This is a genomic window from Ectothiorhodospira sp. PHS-1, from assembly GCF_000225005.1.
Taxonomy (GTDB): Bacteria; Pseudomonadota; Gammaproteobacteria; order Ectothiorhodospirales; family Ectothiorhodospiraceae; genus Ectothiorhodospira.
This window is the reverse complement of record NZ_AGBG01000015.1, coordinates 1-19,013: the sequence shown is the minus strand read 5'-3', so window position 1 is coordinate 19,013 and position 19,013 is coordinate 1. Positions and strand designations below refer to the sequence as shown.

The window sequence follows — 19,013 nt, the reverse complement described above, 5'->3', positions numbered from 1 at the left end:
TGGCCCGCTTATCATAGTGCGATGTCCCTGTTTCGAATCTATTACATCATTTCTGCAGCCACGGAAAGTGCCGCCACACCGCCGCGCCAGCCACGGAACCTCTCATGCCTACATCGTACAACGAACATCTCCAACGTATCCTTGACTCACGGCATCACGACCCCTTTGCCTTTCTGGGTCGTCACATGGAGGCGGGGCAGTGCGTGGTGCGCGCCCTGCTACCCTTCGCCCGCGAGGCCGGCATCATGGAACTCAACGCCCCCATGAAGCCCGTCGGCAAACAGGGGCTGTTCGAGTGGCGCGGCCCCCGCGACGCCCTGCCCTCACACTATCGCATACGATGGAGTGATGGTCATGGCCACGAGCAGATTGCCTACGATCCCTACTGTTTCGCCCCCCAGGTGCCGGACTTCGACATCCACCTGTTCAACGAAGGACGCCACTGGCACGCCTACCGATTCCTGGGCGCCCATCTTCATGTAGTAGACGGCATTCAGGGCGTCCGGTTCGCGGTCTGGGCACCCGCCGCGGAACGGGTGTCCGTGGTCGGCGACTTCAACCGCTGGGACGGCCGCTGCCATCCCATGCGGGTACGCGGCGGCAGCGGGGTGTGGGAGCTGTTCATCCCCGGCATGGCGCCCGGCGCCCTCTACAAGTACGAGATCCGCAACCGCGACACCGACGCCATCCTGCTCAAGGCCGACCCTTACGGCCAGTGCTTTGAACTGCGCCCCCGCACCGCGGCGGTGGTCAGCCCTCCCAGCCGTTTCCAGTGGTCCGACCAGGCCTGGCTGGCGGATCGCTGCAACGAGGCCTGGCCGCACCGCCCCATGTCCGTCTATGAGGTGCACCTGGGTTCCTGGCGGCGGGACGCAGACGGCCAGTTTCTCAATTACCGGGAACTGGCCCGGGAACTGGTGGACTATGTCACCCGCATGGGCTTCACCCATGTGGAACTGCTGCCGATCACCGAACACCCCTATGACGGCTCCTGGGGCTACCAGACCACCGGCTATTACGCCCCCACCCGCCGCTTCGGCGAACCGGATGACTTCCGCTATTTCGTCAATCTCTGTCACGAACACGGCATCGGCGTGTTGCTGGACTGGGCGCCGGGACATTTTCCCAAGGACGCCCACGGGCTGGCCCGCTTCGACGGCAGCGCCCTGTACGAGCATGAAGACCCTCGCCTGGGCGAACACCGTGACTGGGGCACCCTGATCTTCAATTACGGCCGCAACGAGGTGAGGAACTTCCTCGTCTCCAGCGCCATGTACTGGGTGGAGGAATTCCATATCGACGGTCTGCGGGTGGACGCCGTGGCCTCCATGCTCTACCTGGACTATTCCCGGGAACCCGGTGACTGGGTACCCAACAAGTTCGGCGGCAACGAAAACCTGGATGCCATCGAGTTCCTGCGGGAGCTGAACAGTACCGTCCAGGGCCGCCATCCCGGGGCCCTGATCATCGCGGAGGAATCCACGTCCTGGCCCCAGGTCACCCGTCCCACCTGGCTGGGAGGCCTGGGCTTTGCCATGAAATGGAACATGGGCTGGATGAACGACACCCTGGATTATTTCAGCAAGGACCCCATCCACCGCCACTACCATCACGACCGGCTCACATTCGGCCTGCTCTATGCCTTCACCGAAAATTTCGTGCTGCCCTTCTCCCACGACGAAGTGGTCCACGGCAAGCGCTCCCTGCTCTACCGCATGCCCGGCGATGAGTGGCAGCGGTTTGCCAACCTGCGCCTGCTCTACACCCTCATGTGGAGCTACCCGGGCAAGAAACTGCTGTTCATGGGCTGCGAGATCGGTCAGGGCAACGAATGGGACGCATCCCGGGAAATGGAATGGCACCTGCTCCAATACCCCTTCCACGAAGGCGTCCAACGCCTGGTCGCGGACCTCAACCGTCTCTACCGGGAACAGCCCGCGCTACACCACCTCGACTTCGAATGGCAGGGCTTCGACTGGATCGACTGTCACGACGCTGCCCAGTCGGTCCTGAGTTACCTGCGCAAGACCGAAGACGGCAACCAGTTCATCATCAGCGCCCTGAACTTCACCCCCGTACCCCGGGAAGGCTATCGCATCGGCGTACCGGGCCCCGGCCGCTATCGGGAGATCTTCAACTCCGACTCCCACTACTACGGCGGCAGCAACCTGGGCAACCTGGAAGTGGAAGCCGAAGACATACCCTGGATGGGGAAACCCTACTCCGTGGTGCTCACCCTGCCGCCGCTGGCGGGCATCCTGCTCCAGCCGGCGACCGGCTGAGGCACTGCCCCCGGCACTGGTGACAAGCCGGAACCCTGGAGTATACTTTCACCCCATGGGGCGGTAGCTCAGTTGGGAGAGCGCAGCAATCGCACTGCTGAGGTCGTGGGTTCGATTCCCATCCGCTCCACCACCAAAATAAAAAGGCCCGTCCGTTTCAGCAAAAGTTACGGGCGGGCTTTTTTTTCGTTCCCACACTGCCTCCCACAATCCTGAAAGTGCTTTTCCTGCCTGTTCACCTCACCAGAACGGGAGCAGCAGCGCTATCGGTTGACCGGTAAAGGCCATCGTTGGCTGCAACACCATGCCGACGAATAGCAGAGGGATGCTTGTGAAACATCCTGCTTTCCATCGTTATATCGGCATCGACTACTCCGGCGCGCAAACGCCGGATGACAGTCTCAAGGGCTTGCGTGTCTACGAAGCCGACCGGGAATCCCTGCCGACGGAGGTCCTTCCGCCACCAAGTCCACGAAAATACTGGACCCGGCGTGGTCTTGCGGCGTGGCTGACCGCCCGCTTGTCCGAAGACGTACCCACCCTCGTCGGCATCGATCACGGATTTTCCTTTCCCCTGCGGTATTTCGAAGCCCATCACCTGCCCCCGGATTGGACCGCCTTCCTGGATGATTTTCACCAACACTGGCCCACCGACGATCAACACACCTATGTGGATTTTGTCCGCGACGGTTCGTGCGGATATGCTCAGGACCGTTCCGGCAACACCCGCTGGCGTCGCCTTACCGAGGAAAGGGCGGGGGCGAAGTCCGTGTTTCATTTCGACGTCCCCGGCTCGGTGGCCAAATCAACCCATGCCGGACTTCCCTGGCTACGCCTGCTGCGGCTGGCACTGAGGCAGCGGCTGCATGTCTGGCCCTTCGATGGCTGGAACATCCCCCCGGGTCGCGCCGTCCTTGTCGAGGTCTACCCTTCCCTGTGGAGCAAGGCACATCCACGGGACGGCCGCACGCCCGACCAGCATGACGCCTACGTGGTCGCCCTGCAGCTACGCCGTTTCGACCTGGACGGAAGCCTCGCTTCATATCTCACCCCTTCGCTCACACACGCCGAATCCCGCATCGCCCGGGTCGAGGGCTGGATCCTCGGCACGATGTAGCGCGGGGAAATGTTCAATTTCCCTGCCCACTTGCCGATAAGGTGTTCATGAGGGGCCTGGCGAGGGCCACGGCGACCCATCCACTCAGCCGGCCGGCATAGCCGGAAGGGAACCGACATGAATGCAAAATCCGAGAGCTTGATGCGCCTGGTGGCGCTGACCCGCGAAAACAAGGATATCGGTGTCATTCTGGCGGAGTACGTCCGGAAGAAATACAAGGTCTCGGATGTCTCGGCCTTCATTTCCGGGGATATCCCGGGTGTCACGGACAAGAATGCCCTCTATGATGAATGGGCGGACTGGATCGAAAACGGTGACTTTGACCGATTCATCGTCGATGAGGCGCCACCACGGCAGATTGAACCGGAACCGGAACCGGAACCGGAACCGGAACCGGAACCGGAACCGGAACCGGAACCGGATATTGAGGACATACTGGCCGCAGAGGCGCCTTCCGTCCAGAAACTGGAGTTGGTCAGTGATGCCATGTGGTCCCGGGAAGCAAGAGAAGAGCCGACACCCCCCGATACTGCAGGAGAGCACGACCCGGTCCTCGACATGCTGCTGCAGCAGGCCGGTGAAGAATCACCGGAGCCTGAAGACGAACCCCCTCCATCCACGCCGGTGATCGAGGAGGCGATGGCGGAAGCAGAAATGATCATGGAAGCCGAACCCCAGCCCGTCCGGGAAGAGGATGAGGCCATGCCGGAAACGGAAGCGACCATGGAAACTCCCACGATGGAAGCAGAGCCGGAGCAGGAGGAACCGGAACCGGAACCGGAACCGGAAGAAGATACACTCACGCCTGACGATACCACGCCAGAACAAGCAACCGAGGCCCCCATGTCCGAACCGGAAGAAATGCCACGGATCGATGAAGCACCGACCGCCGCGCCCGTCGCGGCATCCGCGTCCACCCCCGGCGCCATCGAAGCCGCCATCCATGCCATGATCCAGGCCGAACTGGAGGCCCTGCCCAAGCAGGAACCCCCGATCTCCGAAGAACGGATTCGGGAAATCATTCGGGAAGAGATCAGGGCCACGTTCAAATCCATGTTCTCCTGAAGCATCGGACAGGTCGCCCGCCCCGGATCAGTGCCCCTCGGCCCTACCAACGACCTACCAGCTCTATATCCGGCTCAGTCGCCCCTGCCGCATCCAGGCGGGGCGACTGGCACCGCGCCGGCTGCCTGCGGGCTGGTACGTCCGGCCATCGCCCAGCACACTGGCGTTGACGGAGGCACCCGTTACCCATAGAATAATGCCCCCTGAATTTAGCATTTCACCCGGCACTTGATAGCCGGTTCGTGCCGGACATCTTCTTGACCGGCATCGCTCTGATTGATCAGAGGTTTCCCGGGCGCTTCCGCCCCGAATCCCCGAATGCAGCAAACATCGGATGATGCAGTGCGACCCCGGCGGGTCAAGGCCCAGGCCACCGAACGCCGGGGGGGCGCTGCATCGTGATATCCACGGCCACGCGGCCCGGACCAAATAGAAGGACTCACCCTTGATACAGTGGCAAAGAATCAAACGGGAATGGTTTTCCAACATTCGGGGAGACCTGCTGGCCGGCCTGGTGGTGGCCCTGGCCCTGATCCCCGAGGCCATCGCCTTCTCCATCATCGCCGGTGTTGACCCCAAGGTGGGTCTGTATGCCTCTTTCTGTATCGCCGTGGTGATCGCCTTCACCGGGGGACGGCCCGGCATGATCTCCGCCGCCACTGCCGCCATGGCCCTGCTCATGATCACCCTGGTCAAGGAGCACGGGCTGGAATATCTGCTGGCGGCCACCATCCTTACCGGCTTTCTGCAGATCCTGGCCGGCTATCTGAAGCTGGGACGGGTGATGCGGTTCATCTCCAACTCGGTCATGACCGGCTTCGTCAACGCCCTGGCCATCCTGATCTTCCTGGCCCAGTTGCCGGAGTTGACCGGCGTGACCTGGCACGTCTATGCCATGACCGCCCTGGGCCTGGGCATCATCTATCTGTTCCCCTACGTGACCAGGTCCATCCCCTCCCCCCTGATCACCATCGTGGTGCTGACCCTGCTGGCCTGGGTGCTGCAACTGGACATCCGCACCGTGGGTGACATGGGTGAACTGCCCGACACCCTGCCGGTCTTTCTGCTGCCGGACATCCCTTTGAACCTGGAAACCCTGTGGATCATCCTGCCCTACGCCCTGGCGCTCACAGTGGTGGGCCTGCTGGAATCCATGATGACCCAGAACATCGTCGATGACCTGACCGACACCAAGACCGACCGGGATCGGGAATGCAAGGGCCAGGGTATCTCCAACATCGTCGCCGGCAGTTTCGGCGGCATGGCGGGCTGCGCTATGATCGGCCAGTCGGTGATCAACATCAAATCCGGCGGCCGCGGGCGTTTGTCCACCTTTTCGGCCGGTATCTTCCTCTTGATCATGGTGGTCTTCCTGAGTCCGGTCCTGAGCATCGTCCCCATGGCGGCCCTGGTGGCGGTGATGATCATGGTGGCCATCGGGACCTTCAGCTGGAACTCCATCAAGAACATGAAGGCCCATCCGCTGAGCACCAACATCGTCATGATCGCCACCGTAGGCGTGACGGTGTTCACCCACAACCTGGCCATCGGCGTGCTCACCGGGGTGCTGCTGGCTTCCTTGTTCTTTGCCAACAAGGTGAGTCAATTCATGTTCGTGGGCGCCGACTCCGATACCAATCCGGATGACAAAACCCTGCACCGCACCTACCGGGTTTATGGTCAAGTGTTCTTCGCCTCCACGGAAAAATTCATGGCTGCCTTCAATTTCCGCGAGGATCTGGATAAGGTGACCATTGATCTGTCCCGTGCCCATTTCTGGGACATCAGCTCCGTGTCGGCGCTGGACCGGGTGGTGATCAACTTCCGCCGTGAAGGTACCGAGGTGGAAATCATCGGCATGAACGAGGCCACGGCCACCATCGTTGACCGCCATGCCGTCCATGACAAGCCCGATGCCGCCGACCGGCTGATGGGGCATTGATATGAAGAAGGAAGCCGTTGTAATGAACAAGGTGATTGCCTGTATCGATGGTTCCCGCTCCTCCCTGTCGGTGTGCGACCACGCCGCCTGGGCCGCACGGCGCCTGGACAGTCCCCTGACCCTGCTGCATGTGGTCCACAACCCCCATGCGGAGTCACAGAAGGACCTGAGTGGCAATCTGAGCCTGGGAGGGCGGGAAGCCCTGCTGCAACAGATGGTTGAGACGGAGGAAAAGCGCGGCAAGCTGATCCGCGAACAGGGTCGGGCCATCCTGGCAGATGGCCTGGAACGGGTGAAACAGGCCGGTATCACCGACCCCGGCAGCCTGCTGCGCAATGACCGGGTCACCGAGGCGCTTGATGAGCTTCAGGAAGAGGCCCGCCTGCTGGTGGTGGGCAAGCAGGGCCAGGACGGCGACAAGGTGGCCCGCCATATTGGCTCCCACCTGGAAAGCATCATCCGCACCGTGAAGCGGGCGGTGCTGGTCTGTCCGCCGGAATTCAAGGAACCCCAGCGGTTCATGATCGCCTACGACGGCAGCAGCACCGCGCACACAGTGGTGGAACGGGTGGCCCAAAGCCCCATGCTCAAGGGGCTGGAGGCCCATCTGCTCATGGTGGGCGAGGACAGCGGTGACAACCGGGCCAAGCTGGACAACGCCCGCCGTACCCTGGAAAGCCAAGGATTTACGGTCAAGGCCGTGCTCCAGTCCGGCGAAGTCTGCGAGCAGGTCTGCGCCTACCGCCAGGCCCATGACATCCACCTGCTGGCCATGGGCGCCTACGGACACTCCCGCTTGCGTCAGTTCTTCGTCGGCAGTACCACCACCAAGATGATCATAAACTCCCCCATCGCCCTGCTGATCCTGCGCTGAGGGTGGGCATGGGGCCGGCAACAGGGATGCTACCGGCCCCATGCATCACACCGACTCCGGCATAAATAAATGACAGAGCCACCGGATATCGCACATTATCGCGCCAGACTGCTGGCCGCGCGAGATGACATCCTCGGCCTGGAGGATGCCCGCAAGGCCTCTACCGCCACCGTGGTGCTGGACCAAACCAGTGTGGGCAGGCTGTCCCGCATGGATGCCCTGCAACAACAGGCCATGGCGCAAAACACCCAACAACGGGCCCGGCAATCCCTGCTGCGCATCGAGGCCGCCCTGCGCCGCTGCGATGACGGCAGCTACGGGGATTGCCTGGACTGCGGCGAGCCCATCAACCCCCGTCGCCTGGATCTGGATCCAGCGGCCACCCTGTGCATCACCTGCGCGGAAAGCCGGAATCTTTAACGCGCCGAATATCTCACCTCGCCCAGCAACAAGCAGCGGGTTTACCCGACCGCCTCCGGGGGGTAGAATGCCGCCCGTTGAGGCAAATCCGCCCTTTGCAACCCATAGAGGTACCCATAACCCCATGGACAGTTCTTGTTGTAGATGCTTGATCCGGGCCGATCACGGCCACGATACGGCAGTCTGCAGCGTCCCTCGGGTTTCCTCTCCCCCGCGGTAATTCCTTACCGCCCATGAGGCTACCCTGGCGCGCCGCACACTGCCGCGACAACCAGGGAGCCGATAGCCGAAAGCGCATCCCCGTCATCCTGTCACGTGGACAGGTGCCTGCTCGTTCCGTTGCCTGAAAGGGCCGGGGCGCGCTGACGGCTGCCCCTTCGGGCACTCCCCTTGACTTGCATCCAACACCCGACATGGGCCACCGGCCCGTGGCGTGGTGCTGCGTGCGCCACTGAAAACCCGATGCCAGGAGGTGATGTCCTTGCCAGACGACCCTGAACCCGAACCACCGCCCTCGCCCCGTTCATTAGGGCGGGTGAGGATTTTTGACATGCCGTTCGCCGATATCAGGCGGCTGGCCGCCCCTCCCCGCTGATCTTCACATATCCAGGGAGGCACGGCCTCCCCTTGCCTGAATTCCGTGGACGGCTTCGTGCCGAAAACATTGATTACGGAATTCATCCCATGAACCACATTGTTCTCAACCATCTTCGCAATGGCCAGTTCCATGAGGCCAAAACCCTCATCCTGGACGCCGACCCCACCGAAAAGGCCCGCTGTCTGGCCGCCATCGAACCCTCCTACCGGCTGGCCCTCTTTGCCGAACTGCCGCCCAAGGAAGCCGTGGCCACCTTCCTGCACATGGACGACGAGGAACAGGCGGGTCTGCTGGAGCACATGGGCAAGGCGGAGGCCGCCCGCTTTGCCGCCCGCCTGCCCAGCTACACCATCGCCCGAGCGGTTGCCCTGCTCTCTCGCCGCTACGGTGATGAACTGCTGGCCCTGCTGCCTGCCAAAAAACGGGAATCGGTACAGACCATCCTCCGCCACGATGCGGACAACGTGGTGCGCGTCATGCGCTCGGATCATGTGGCGGTGACCGCGGACACCACCGTCGCCGAGGCCATGGCACGTCTGCGCGGCATCGAGAACAGCCCGGAAGACATGGGCGCGGTGGTTTTTGTGACCAATGCCGAGGGGGAGTATCTGGGGCATGTCTCCCTGACCCGTCTGCTGCGGGCTGAATCCGACACCCCCATCCGTAGCTTGGTCAATGGTGAGGGTGTCACTGCCGGTACCCATGACAACAAGGTGGATGCGGCCCGCCTGCTGCAACGCAGCGACCTGCCGGTGCTGCCGATACTGGATGACCAACGCCGTCTGGCCGGTGTGCTGTGCTTCAGCGATGCCATGGACGTGCTGGAAGAAGACGTCTCTGAAGACGTGTACAAGAAGGCCGGCATCGGGAGTATGGTGCACGCCAAGGATGTGGTGCGGTCGGAAAAGCTCACCTCCGGCCCCATCGGATATTCGGTCAGGATACGGCTGGCCTTCCTGATGGTCACCCTGGCGGGGGGCCTGATGGTGGGGGGCGTCATCGACTTCTTCGAGGACACCCTGGCCGCCCTGGTGGCCCTGGCCATCTTCATCCCCCTGGTCATGGACATGGGTGGCAATGTGGGTACCCAGTCCACCACCATTTTCGCCCGTGGCCTGGCTCTGGGCCATATCAGCATGGAACGTTTCTTCCGCTCCCATCTGGTGCGGGAAGCCATGGTAGGTCTGGCCATGGCGTCGGTGATCGCGGTCCTGGCGGGCACCATCGCCTACTTCTGGCAGGGTGCGCCCAACGGGATTCCCCTGCTGGGCGTGGTGGTGGGCGTGGCCCTGTTCACCGCCGTGTTCACCGCATCCATCCTGGGTTTCCTGCTGCCCTGGGTGATGGTCAAGATTGGTGTGGACCATGCCCCCGGCGCCGACCCGTTCATCACCACCATCAAGGACTTCACCGGTCTGGCGGTGTACTTCCTGATGGCCGCCTGGCTCCTGGGCGCCCATATTCCCGGCGGTGCCTGAACTTGTCTGCCCATGCACATCAACCATCTTCCACAACAAGAGTTCATCAAAATGAAAAAGCTCATGCATGACAATGACAAGCTCCGTGCCGGCGTCATCGGCGCCCTGATGACCAGCCTCGTGTACGCGGGCAATACCCAGGCCGAACTGACCTTCAACGTCGGCGCATTCACCGACTACATCGACAATGGGGAATCCGTATCCAACAATCACGCCGTGGTCCAGGGCGGAGTGGAATACGCCCATCCCGGCGGCTGGTTCCTGGGCGCCCAGGTCTCCACCCTGGGGGGGGACGGCATGGGGCAGGAGGTGGCCCCCTTCTTTGGGCTGGCGTTCCCCATGGGGCCTTTGGAGCTGGAAATCGGTTATGAATATTTCCATTACTCGGAGCAGGACGATGCCGATGAAGGAGAACTTTTTCTCGGCATCGGCCTGGGCCCCGTGACGGCAAGCATCAGTCATGTGGTGCATGCCGATGATTCCGATGCCAAAGGCAGTACGGTGTATGTGATCGAAGGAGACTATGCCTTCATGCCGGACACCCGTGTACTGGCCGGGCTGGGGTACGATGATCCCAACAAGGAATCCGGTGTCACCTTCTGGATGCTGGGACTGGCCAGGGAAAGCGGTCCGGGAGAAATCTCCCTGACCTATGCCGCCAGGGATGAGGCCGGCGCCCAGTCCTTGTTCGTGGCGGGCTACACCATCAGCTTCTGATCCATCGCCCATTTCCCCGTGACCATCCACCCCGGTGGTCACGGGCCTGTTCACAATGGCCCTCGGGAGGAAAAATGCCATGGAACCGATCAATCTTATCGCCGGCATCCTGCTGATCCTGTTCGGCCTGCGGTTTCTGCGCAAGGGCTTTGCCCGCATCATGGGCGGTGACCTGCTGGACTGGCTGCAGGGCTTCACCCGCACCCGCGCCCGCGCCTTTGTCGGCGGCGTGGCCAGCGGCGCGGTGATGCCCTCCTCCACGGCCACGGCCATGCTCTCGGTACAGATGACCCGCCGGGGCAAGGTGCCCTGGAAGAACGTTCTGGCCGTCCTGCTGGGGGCGCAACTGGGCACCACGGTGCTGGTGCAGATGGTCTCCTTTGACCTGCAGCACTATATCGGTCTGTTTCTTGCTTTGGGGGCCGGGCTATTTCTGTTTGTGGAATCCAGCCGTCCTCGCGGTGTGGGTCAGGCATTACTGGCCTTCGCCTTCATGCTCATGGGCATGGGCCTACTGAGCGACGCCGCCACCAGCCTGGGTTCCGATCCGGCGGTGGAGGCCCTGTTCGCCGCCCTGGGCCAGTTACCCCTGCTGTTTCTGGTGGGCGCGGTCCTGCTGACCCTGATGGTGCAAAGCGCCACCGCGTCTATCGCCGTGGCCCTGGCCCTGGTAGCCGGCGGCCAGATCACCCTCCCCATGCTGCTGCTGTGGGTACTGGGCGCCAATATCGGCCTGTGCCTGACCGTGTTGCTGGCCGGCTGGGGAGATACCCAGGGACGCCGTCTGGGACTGGCCATCCTCATGATCAAATTGCCCCTGGCCCTGGGCGCGGCTGGCCTTCTGCTGGGCATTCCGCAACTGCCGCTTCAGGTCCTGCCGGGCGAACTGCCCCAGCAGGCGGCCTGGACCCATACCCTGTTCAACCTGCTGGCCTGCGCCGCCCTGTTCCTTGCCCCGGCCCTGGAACGCTGGGTCAAAATACTGATTCCGGACAGCCCCGCCCCGGGCAAGGCCGGTACCCCAAGGCTGGATCCGCTGCTGCTGCAAAATCCCGCTCTGGCCATCAACGCGGCCCTGCGGGAAACCCTGCGTATCTTCGATACTCTCCACCTGATGGGTGACGGCGTGATGCAGGGACTCAAGCAAGGCGCGCTGGACGATGGTCTGGCGGTGGACATCGCCCGCCGCAGTCGTGAGGTGCAGACGGTCTGCCACGAACTGACCGCCTTTCTGGATGCCATTCCCGATGATTCCCTCAATCGGGAGGATCAGGCCCTGAAGGACACCATGGACGACTTCATGCGGGAGTTGCCCATGATCGTTCGCACCCTGGGGCCGGAACTGCATGACGAAGCCCGGCGCCTGCTACAGGCCTCCCCCGGGGCCCTGGAGGCCGCACGGCCGCTGGTGCTGGATGCCGCGGCCCGCTTTACCCAGCAGATGAACACCGTGGCGCGGATGCTGATGCGTGAACGCCCGGAGCTGGGACGCAAGATCCTGGAGCGCAAGCAGGACAACAGCCGCTGGCTGATCCAGGCCAAGCGCGCCCATCCCGGCCTGCCCTATCCAGCCTGGGAGATTCTGGACGGTTTTCAGCAGCTCAATCGTCGCCTGAGCGGCGTGACCTATGTCTACTGCCAGGAAGAACCGGAAGACCCTGAAGACCCGGCCCTGACGGAGGCGGATGCGGTGAGGTGATGGCGGCGGGTCAGGGCACATGGATGGCGCAGTTGGCAATCGTTTCATTGCCGGCCTTTCGTCATCATTGAGGGCGAAATAATTCGATCTGCAAGCCGTCGATATGCCGGTAGTGACGGTCATTGGCCGTGAGCAGCGGTAGCCCCAACTCCATGGCGGTGGCGGCAATCATTGCATCAGCCATCTGCATGTTGTGGCTCAGCGCATAGCTTTCAAACCCCGCATCGCCCACAGGCCCAGCAAGGGTCCCGGCAGCAGCCACAGAATGACCCAGGCACCCTGCAATTCCCACAACACACTGGTCAGCCAGATGGCGGGCACCGTCAGGGCAAAGCCGATGGCGTTCATCACCGCCAGCGATGAACCCACCAGTTCCCGCGGGGCATTGGCTGCCGCGAGGGCGGAGAACTGGGGCGAATCGGCAATCACGGCCATCCCCCACAGGGCCAGCAGGATCAGCAGTAAACCGGCCGGTGCCCAGGTCAGGAACGGATAGGCCAGGCACAGGGCACCGGACATCGCCAGGGCGCGACGGGCCACCCACTCACTCCCCCGGTAACGACTGATCACACCGCCCCCCACACACCCCGCAAATCCCAGGGCAATGACGGCGAACGCCAACCAGGGTATCCAGGCATCCGCAACACCCAGACGGCCGATCTCCTGCCCCACCAGCAACGGCACCAGCATCCAGAAGGCATAGAGCTCCCAGCAATGACCGAAATACCCCCCGGCCACTGCACGAAAACGCGGGATCTTCAGCCCTGAAAGTCCCTGGCGCAGCGGGATCTTACCTCCGGCCTTGGGCAAGTGGGGGCCATCGCCCAGCAGCAGCACCAGCCCCCCTCCCAGCAGTGCCAGCACCGAGGCCCCCAGCAGGGGCCATTGCCAGGGCATGTCCAGGGTCATCCCCTGCATCAGGTGTGGCAGCGCCGTGCCCAAAGTCAGCATGCCCACCAGCCAGGACAGCGCCGCCCCCGCATGCAGGGGCACCCAGGAGATGATCAGTTTCATTCCCAGAGGATAAATCCCGGCCAGGCAAAGACCGGTCAGAAACCGCAGCAACAGATCAAAGGGCGGCTGGGCGGCCACCAGCAGGAAGGCACCATTGACCAGCGCACCGCACAGACAGGCCACGGCGAAGATGACACTGGCGTGAAAGCGATCCGCCAGGCCGGTGGCCGCCATGGTCAACGTGCCAACGATGAATCCGAGCTGCACGGTCAGGGTCAGATACCCCAGGTCCGCATTCGACAGACCCAGGTCCGGGGCCATTGACCACCACACACCATTGATGCTGAACCATAAGGATGTGCCGCAAAGCTGGGCCAGCACGATGACGGTCAGGGGATGACGGTCAGGGGATGACGGCGCAGGAAGGCGGGGATCATGGGTCTTTTCCGGGCTCCATAACGTGCTCACATCCATTGGCGGGACCCCATATACTGACAAGGAATATAAATAAATCAATCCACATTCATGACGCCATCATCCCGGACACCCTGCCCGCCGGGCCGATCGCGGGAAACGTAGGATTTCAGACAACGGGCTCACCATCCCCTTCTTCCTGTCGCAAACCCCACCCTCAGACCATGGAGATTTAATAATAAACCCTTTAAAAACATATTTTTAAAAGAATAAATCTGACTGGCCTAAAAAATGCTTAGATACAGCACAGCGACTCCGTGATTTTTTGTTTCGACATCCGCTATATACAGAAACACATAACGAACCTCCGACCAGGAAAACGCCATGCAACCGGAAATCGACGGCCAGTTCTGGTTCAAGCTGCACGGCCAGACCTTCCTTGGCGGCGCCCGCATCCAGTTGCTGGAGTAGATCGCCGCCACCGGCTCCATCTCCGCCGCGGCCCGGGCCATCGGCATGAGCTACAAGGCGGCCTGGGACGCCATCGACGCCATGAACAATCTGGCGGACAAACCCCTGCTGCTGCGGCAGGCGGGGGGAAAGCACGGCGGCGGCACCCGACTGACCGCCCACGGCGAACAGGTGATTGCGCAGTATCGCGCCGCCGAGCAGGCGTACCAGCAGTTCTTGCAGCAGATGTCCCGGTCCACGGGCGAACTGGGCGACGTCTGGACACTGATGAGGAAACTATCCATGCGGACAACGGCAAGAAATCACTACCAGGGCAAGATCTCCCATGTCACTCAGGGCGCGGTCAGCGACGAGATCACCGTGGATATCGGCCATGGGCTGGAGGTCCACGCCGTGGTCACCCATGAGGCCGGTATGGAACTGGGGCTGCAGGTGGGGCGGGAAGTCCATGTGCTGATCAAGTCCTCCTTCGTGATTCTCTCCGAAGTGGCCGACGAACTGCGCTTTTCTGCCCGTAACCGCCTCCAGGGCGTCGTCAGCCACATCGAGGCAGGTCCCGTGAATGCAGAGGTCAAGCTGGACCTGGGCCATGGCCGGGTCCTCACCGCCGTCGTCACCCGGGAGGCCCTGGACGAAGGCTGGATCACCCAGGGGGCTCGGGCCTGCGCCCTGATCAAGGCCCCCCACGTACTGCTGGCCGTCAACGACTGATCTCCGGGCTTATCCGGTCTTCAGGCATCCATATCCATCATTCAATGCAAACCTCACCGGAAAAGGAACACGATCATGCAACACTTTTTGTTCAAAGCACTGGCAGGTCTGATCCTGCTGGCCCTGACCGGGACACTCCAGGCGCAGGAACCCACCCGCATCGCCGCGGCAGCGGACCTGCGCTTTGCCATGGATGAAATCCTGGAGGCCTACCGGGAAGACCACCCAGACCGCCCCATCGAGGTCATCTACGGGTCATCCGGTCGCTTCCGCGCCCAGATCGAGAACGGCGCCCCATTTGACCTCTACTTTTCCGCCGACATTGAATTTCCAAGGATGTTGCAGGAAAAGGGATTTGCGGCTTCCGAGGTCATCCCTTACGCCATCGGCCGCATCGTGCTGTGGAGCAACACGGTGGACGCCTCAACCCTGACCCTGAGCGACCTGTCCCGGCCTGAATTCCGGCGCATTGCCATCGCTAATCCCCGCCACGCGCCCTACGGGAAGCGGGCGGAGGAAGCCCTGCGAGCCGTCGGTCTGTGGGACGAACTGATGCCCCGCTTTGTCTTCGGTGAAAACATCGCCCACACCCTGCAGTTGGTGGAAAGCAGCGCGGCCCAGGTGGGCATCGTGGCCCTGTCTCTGACCCTGAACCCCCACGTGCGGGACCAGGGACCCTATCACCTGGTGGATGACGGCCTGCACGAGCCTCTTGAGCAAGGTTTCATCATCACTCGGCGGGCTGCGGACAACGCCAACGCACACCACTTTGCCGAGTACATGAACGCCCCCATGACCCGGGCCATCATGCGGGCCTACGGGTTCGTGCTGCCCGGGGAATAACTCACTTCACTCACGGGAGCCCGGCCGCATGTTCGGCATCAGCGACAACGATCTCACCGCGTTGTGGATCACCCTCAAACTGGCCTTCATCAGCACCAGCATCCTCATGGTGCTCTGCGCCCCCCTGGCTTGGTGGCTGGCCCATACCCGGTGGCGGGGCAAGGTCATGATCGAGGCGCTGGTGGCCATGCCGCTGGTACTCCCGCCCACGGTGATGGGTTTTTACCTGCTGATCCTGCTGGGACCCCGGGGCGCCGTGGGAGGCTTTCTGGAAGACATCGGCGTGGGTCATCTGGCCTTCACCTTCACCGGGCTGGTGATCGGCTCCATGATCTATTCCCTGCCCTTCGTGGTACAGCCCCTGCAAAACGCCTTTGCCGCCACCGGTGGTCGAGTGCTTGAAGCAGCGGCCACCTTGCGGGCAAGCCCCCTGGACCGCTTTTTCACCGTGGTACTGCCCCTGGCTCGCCGGGGCATCCTGACGGCGGCGGTCCTGTCCTTTGCCCACACCCTGGGAGAATTCGGTGTGATCCTGATGATCGGCGGCAACATCCCCGGCCAGACCCAGGTGGCCTCCATCGCCATCTACGACCACGTGGAGGCCATGGACTATGCCTCGGCCCATGCCCTGTCCCTGCTGCTGGTCTGCCTGGCCTTCATCCTGCTGATGAGCGTGTATGCCCTCAATCGCCGCTTCAAGGTGGTGGGGGTGGTGTCATGAGCATCGAGGCACGTTTTTTTCTGGACCGGGGCGACTTCACCCTGGATGTGGATCTGGACATCCCCGGCCAGGGGGTCACCGCCCTGTTCGGTCGCTCCGGCTCCGGCAAGACCACGATCCTGCGCTGCCTGGCGGGCCTGGAGCGCATTCGGGAAGGACGACTCAGGTTCAACGGCGCAACCTGGCAGGAGGGTCGCCGGTGGCTGCCGGTACACAAGCGCCCCCTGGGCTATGTCTTTCAGGAGGCCAGCCTGTTTCCTCATCTCAAGGTGCGTGACAATCTGCTCTACGGATTTAGGCGCCTGATCCCTGACAGGCGCCGCCTGGTCCTGGACGACGTGTCGGCCCTGCTGGGACTGGCCGACCTGCTGGACCGCTATCCGGACGCCCTTTCCGGTGGCCAGCGCCAGCGGGTGGCCATCGGCCGCGCCCTGCTCACCAGCCCGCAACTGTTGCTGATGGACGAGCCCATGGCCTCCCTGGACGTGACCAGCAAGGGAGAGATCCTGCCCTATCTGGAGCGACTGCATGATGAACTGTCCATCCCGGTGGTCTATGTCAGCCACTCCATCGAGGAAGTGGCCCGTCTGGCGGATCACATGATCCTGCTGGAACGGGGCCGGGCTCTGGCCCAGGGTTCCATACAGGATCTGCTCACCCGCACCGACCTGCCCCTGGCCCACAGCGAACAGGCCTCGGCGGTCATCGAAGGCACCGTGGCCGTTCACCACGCACCCGATCACCTGACGGAGTTGGCCTTTGCCGGCGGCAGTCTGCTGATCTCCCACCAGGAGCGGGCCGTCGGCACTCCCCTGAGGGCACGCATTCTCGCCCGGGATGTATCCGTGGCCCTGACCCGGCCCGATGCCAGCAGCGTACTCAACGCCCTTCAGGTCCGGATCAGTGACATCAGTGATGATCCCCAGCCCGGACATGTGATCCTGACTCTGGATGCCGGTGGCCAGACCCTGCTGGCCCGCATCAGTCTGCGCTCCTGCCGACAACTGGCACTGGGGAAGGGGCAGACCGTATGGGCCATGGTCAAGGGCGTGGCAGTGACTTGAAGAGGGGCGTCACGTGAACCGCCAAACCCTGGAGCGTCATCAGGTCTTCATCTGGGCAATCCGGCATGATTCGGTTATGGTGCAGGCCTGTTTTGCAAAGATTTGATCTCTGATCAAGTGTCCAGATCCGGCCTCTGAACGCTTTTTGCTCCGATTGATCCAATGTGTGTGTATGGCACTGTATGGATCGGCCCGTGACTGGATTCCCGCTTGCGCGGAAATGACGGTTTTGAGGCGGGAGTGACGATTTTCATGCCGAAATAGTTTGCTCAGAACATCCTTGAGGTATTTCACTCCGATGAACACCCCGGTCAAACGCCCCTGGTACCGCTCACGTCAGCCCAGCTACCGGATCGCCGCCGTCGGTGTGCTGCTGCTGATGGCCGGCAGCCTGGGCATTCACCTGGCCCTGGGCCATCTGGAGGGGATCTTCCGACAGCTGGTGGTGCTGTTCTCCGCCCCCGGCCTGCCCATGGGCTGGTGGTTCATCACCATGTCCACCTGGAATGCGGGACGGGTAAAGAAACTCATCATCCAGGGCAGTACGGGCATCGCCTTTCTGGTACTGGGGGCATGGATCTTCTTCGGTCCCTACCGGGGCGCCATGCTGATGAGTCTGCTCATGCTCTGCCTGGCCTGCTTCCACTTTTACCTGGCGACCCGCAGGGGGCCGCCCGCACCGGACCGGCACTCCCTGCGTTCCAGTTGAAACGGGTTTTACCTTTCCTTCATTCCACGACCATTGAACCGACCCAGAACCTCATCATGCGCATCGCACTGATCCAGCATTCCAACACGGAAGATACCCGGTCCAACCTGGACAAAAGCCTGCGGGGCATCCGCGAGGCCGCCGCCCAAGGGGCCGAACTCATCATCCTGCAGGAACTGCACACCGGCCTGTATTTCTGCCAGACGGAGGATACCGAGCTGTTCAACCTGGCCGAGCCGATTCCCGGTCCCAGCACCCAGGCCCTGTCCGAGGTGGCGGCGGAACTGGGGGTGGTGATCGTCGGCTCTCTGTTCGAGCGGCGTGCCCCCGGCCTGTACCACAACACTGCGGTAGTACTGGATAGCGACGGGCGCCTGGCCGGGGTCTACCGCAAGATGCATATCCCGGACGATCCCGGCTATTACGAGAAGTTCTACTTCACGCCGGGGGATCTGGGTTTCGAGCCGGTGGACACCCGAGTGGGACGCCTGGGCGTGCTGGTGTGCTGGGATCAGTGGTTCCCGGAAGCGGCACGGCTGATGGCTCTGGCCGGGGCGGAACTGCTGATCTACCCCACTGCCATCGGCTGGGACCCCAACGACACGGCCGATGAACAGGCCCGTCAGCGGGAGGCCTGGATCACCGTGCAGCGCGCCCATGCGGTGGCCAACGGCATCCCGGTGGCGGCCTGCAACCGGGTAGGGTTTGAGGCGGACCCGTCCGGGGTCACCGCCGGCAGTCAATTCTGGGGATCCAGCTTCGTCTGCGGCCCCCAGGGAGAATTCCTGGCCCAGGCCTCGGACAGCCAGGAACAGGTACTGGTGGTGGATATCGACAAGGCCCGCAGCGAGGCGGTGCGGCGAATCTGGCCGTACCTGCGGGACCGACGGATCGATGCCTATGGGGATCTTCTGAAGCGTTACAGGGACTAATC

At 62.5% G+C, this 19,013-nt stretch carries 16 protein-coding genes, 1 tRNA gene and 1 pseudogene; 16 read left to right on the top strand and 2 right to left on the bottom strand.

The genetic code is table 11. The features are described 5' to 3' along the window. The first annotated feature begins 104 nt into the window (after positions 1-104). The 10 genes from glgB (at position 105) to ECTPHS_RS07885 (ending at position 12,192) form a co-directional block, all read left to right on the top strand. Entirely contained in the window at positions 105-2,282 is a 2,178-nt protein-coding gene (glgB, locus tag ECTPHS_RS07930; RefSeq protein WP_008932204.1) for a 1,4-alpha-glucan branching protein GlgB, read from the top strand. 57 nt (positions 2,283-2,339) lie between these two features. Further along, positions 2,340-2,415 (top strand) — tRNA-Ala (locus ECTPHS_RS07925). 192 nt (positions 2,416-2,607) lie between these two features. Then, complete coding sequence (locus ECTPHS_RS07920) at positions 2,608-3,399, top strand: hypothetical protein (RefSeq protein ID WP_008932203.1); 792 nt, start codon at positions 2,608-2,610, stop codon at positions 3,397-3,399. Between the two features lie 117 nt (positions 3,400-3,516). After that, complete coding sequence (locus ECTPHS_RS14780; RefSeq protein WP_008932202.1) at positions 3,517-4,464, top strand: hypothetical protein; 948 nt, start codon at positions 3,517-3,519, stop codon at positions 4,462-4,464. Positions 4,465-4,909: 445 nt separating this feature from the next. Beyond that, positions 4,910-6,406, top strand: coding sequence for a SulP family inorganic anion transporter (locus tag ECTPHS_RS07910; protein ID WP_008932201.1), 1,497 nt, complete (start codon positions 4,910-4,912; stop codon positions 6,404-6,406). A 22-nt stretch (positions 6,407-6,428) separates the two neighbouring features. Continuing rightward, positions 6,429-7,280 carry a universal stress protein gene (locus ECTPHS_RS07905; protein ID WP_008932200.1) on the top strand — a complete coding sequence of 284 codons (852 nt, stop codon included), beginning with the start codon at positions 6,429-6,431 and terminating at the stop codon, positions 7,278-7,280. A gap of 69 nt (positions 7,281-7,349) precedes the next feature. Next, entirely contained in the window at positions 7,350-7,700 is a 351-nt protein-coding gene (locus ECTPHS_RS07900; protein WP_008932199.1) for a TraR/DksA family transcriptional regulator, read from the top strand. A 684-nt stretch (positions 7,701-8,384) separates the two neighbouring features. Beyond that, positions 8,385-9,776 carry a magnesium transporter gene (mgtE, locus tag ECTPHS_RS07895; RefSeq protein ID WP_008932198.1) on the top strand — a complete coding sequence of 464 codons (1,392 nt, stop codon included), beginning with the start codon at positions 8,385-8,387 and terminating at the stop codon, positions 9,774-9,776. Positions 9,777-9,827: 51 nt separating this feature from the next. Continuing rightward, positions 9,828-10,493 (top strand): TorF family putative porin, encoded by a 666-nt coding sequence (locus tag ECTPHS_RS07890; RefSeq protein ID WP_246828340.1) that lies wholly within the window; start codon positions 9,828-9,830, stop codon positions 10,491-10,493. Positions 10,494-10,572: 79 nt separating this feature from the next. Beyond that, a complete protein-coding gene (locus ECTPHS_RS07885) occupies positions 10,573-12,192 on the top strand; it encodes a Na/Pi cotransporter family protein (RefSeq protein ID WP_008932196.1) in 1,620 nt (539 codons plus the stop codon). A 64-nt stretch (positions 12,193-12,256) separates the two neighbouring features. Here ECTPHS_RS07885 and ECTPHS_RS07880 read toward each other — a convergent pair. Both ECTPHS_RS07880 and ECTPHS_RS07875 read right to left on the bottom strand, forming a co-directional pair. Beyond that, positions 12,257-12,406: pseudogene (locus tag ECTPHS_RS07880) on the bottom strand (PIN domain-containing protein); the annotation flags it as partial. Beyond that, positions 12,391-13,527 carry an MFS transporter gene (locus tag ECTPHS_RS07875; protein ID WP_371200086.1) on the bottom strand — a complete coding sequence of 379 codons (1,137 nt, stop codon included), beginning with the start codon at positions 13,525-13,527 and terminating at the stop codon, positions 12,391-12,393. The gene ECTPHS_RS07875 and the pseudogene ECTPHS_RS07880, both read right to left, overlap by 16 nt. A gap of 504 nt (positions 13,528-14,031) precedes the next feature. Here ECTPHS_RS07875 and ECTPHS_RS07870 point away from each other — a divergent pair. The 6 genes from ECTPHS_RS07870 to ECTPHS_RS07845 all read left to right on the top strand — a co-directional run bounded on the left by ECTPHS_RS07870 (position 14,032) and on the right by ECTPHS_RS07845 (position 19,011). After that, on the top strand, positions 14,032-14,742 hold the full coding sequence (locus ECTPHS_RS07870; RefSeq protein WP_256364680.1) for a TOBE domain-containing protein: 711 nt from the start codon (positions 14,032-14,034) through the stop codon (positions 14,740-14,742). Between the two features lie 75 nt (positions 14,743-14,817). Beyond that, positions 14,818-15,585, top strand: a complete 768-nt coding sequence (gene modA / locus ECTPHS_RS07865) for a molybdate ABC transporter substrate-binding protein (RefSeq protein WP_008932192.1) — start codon at positions 14,818-14,820, stop codon at positions 15,583-15,585. Between the two features lie 28 nt (positions 15,586-15,613). Beyond that, positions 15,614-16,306: a molybdate ABC transporter permease subunit gene (gene modB, locus ECTPHS_RS07860; protein WP_008932191.1), complete on the top strand. Its 693-nt coding sequence runs from the start codon at positions 15,614-15,616 to the stop codon at positions 16,304-16,306. Next, entirely contained in the window at positions 16,303-17,370 is a 1,068-nt protein-coding gene (modC, locus tag ECTPHS_RS07855) for a molybdenum ABC transporter ATP-binding protein (RefSeq protein ID WP_008932190.1), read from the top strand. Before modB ends, modC begins: the two co-directional genes overlap by 4 nt. Positions 17,371-17,668: 298 nt before the next feature. Then, the gene (locus tag ECTPHS_RS07850) at positions 17,669-18,079 is read left to right on the top strand and encodes a hypothetical protein (protein WP_008932188.1); all 411 of its coding nucleotides are present in this window, start codon (positions 17,669-17,671) and stop codon (positions 18,077-18,079) included. A gap of 56 nt (positions 18,080-18,135) precedes the next feature. Then, a complete protein-coding gene (locus ECTPHS_RS07845) occupies positions 18,136-19,011 on the top strand; it encodes a carbon-nitrogen hydrolase (RefSeq protein ID WP_008932187.1) in 876 nt (291 codons plus the stop codon). The last annotated feature ends 2 nt before the right edge of the window (positions 19,012-19,013 follow it).

What these genes read in the sequence shown, in the direction of transcription:
- modB (WP_008932191.1), top strand. Translation starts at nt 15,614, where the DNA reads ATGTTCGGCATCAGCGACAACGATCTCACCGCGTTGTGGATCACCCTC.
- modC (WP_008932190.1), top strand. Translation starts at nt 16,303, where the DNA reads ATGAGCATCGAGGCACGTTTTTTTCTGGACCGGGGCGACTTCACCCTG.
- ECTPHS_RS07905 (WP_008932200.1), top strand. Translation starts at nt 6,429, where the DNA reads ATGAACAAGGTGATTGCCTGTATCGATGGTTCCCGCTCCTCCCTGTCG.
- modA (WP_008932192.1), top strand. Translation starts at nt 14,818, where the DNA reads ATGCAACACTTTTTGTTCAAAGCACTGGCAGGTCTGATCCTGCTGGCC.
- ECTPHS_RS07885 (WP_008932196.1), top strand. Translation starts at nt 10,573, where the DNA reads ATGGAACCGATCAATCTTATCGCCGGCATCCTGCTGATCCTGTTCGGC.
- mgtE (WP_008932198.1), top strand. Translation starts at nt 8,385, where the DNA reads ATGAACCACATTGTTCTCAACCATCTTCGCAATGGCCAGTTCCATGAG.
- ECTPHS_RS07845 (WP_008932187.1), top strand. Translation starts at nt 18,136, where the DNA reads ATGCGCATCGCACTGATCCAGCATTCCAACACGGAAGATACCCGGTCC.
- ECTPHS_RS07900 (WP_008932199.1), top strand. Translation starts at nt 7,350, where the DNA reads ATGACAGAGCCACCGGATATCGCACATTATCGCGCCAGACTGCTGGCC.
- ECTPHS_RS14780 (WP_008932202.1), top strand. Translation starts at nt 3,517, where the DNA reads ATGAATGCAAAATCCGAGAGCTTGATGCGCCTGGTGGCGCTGACCCGC.
- ECTPHS_RS07920 (WP_008932203.1), top strand. Translation starts at nt 2,608, where the DNA reads ATGCTTGTGAAACATCCTGCTTTCCATCGTTATATCGGCATCGACTAC.
- ECTPHS_RS07890 (WP_246828340.1), top strand. Translation starts at nt 9,828, where the DNA reads ATGAAAAAGCTCATGCATGACAATGACAAGCTCCGTGCCGGCGTCATC.
- ECTPHS_RS07850 (WP_008932188.1), top strand. Translation starts at nt 17,669, where the DNA reads ATGAACACCCCGGTCAAACGCCCCTGGTACCGCTCACGTCAGCCCAGC.
- glgB (WP_008932204.1), top strand. Translation starts at nt 105, where the DNA reads ATGCCTACATCGTACAACGAACATCTCCAACGTATCCTTGACTCACGG.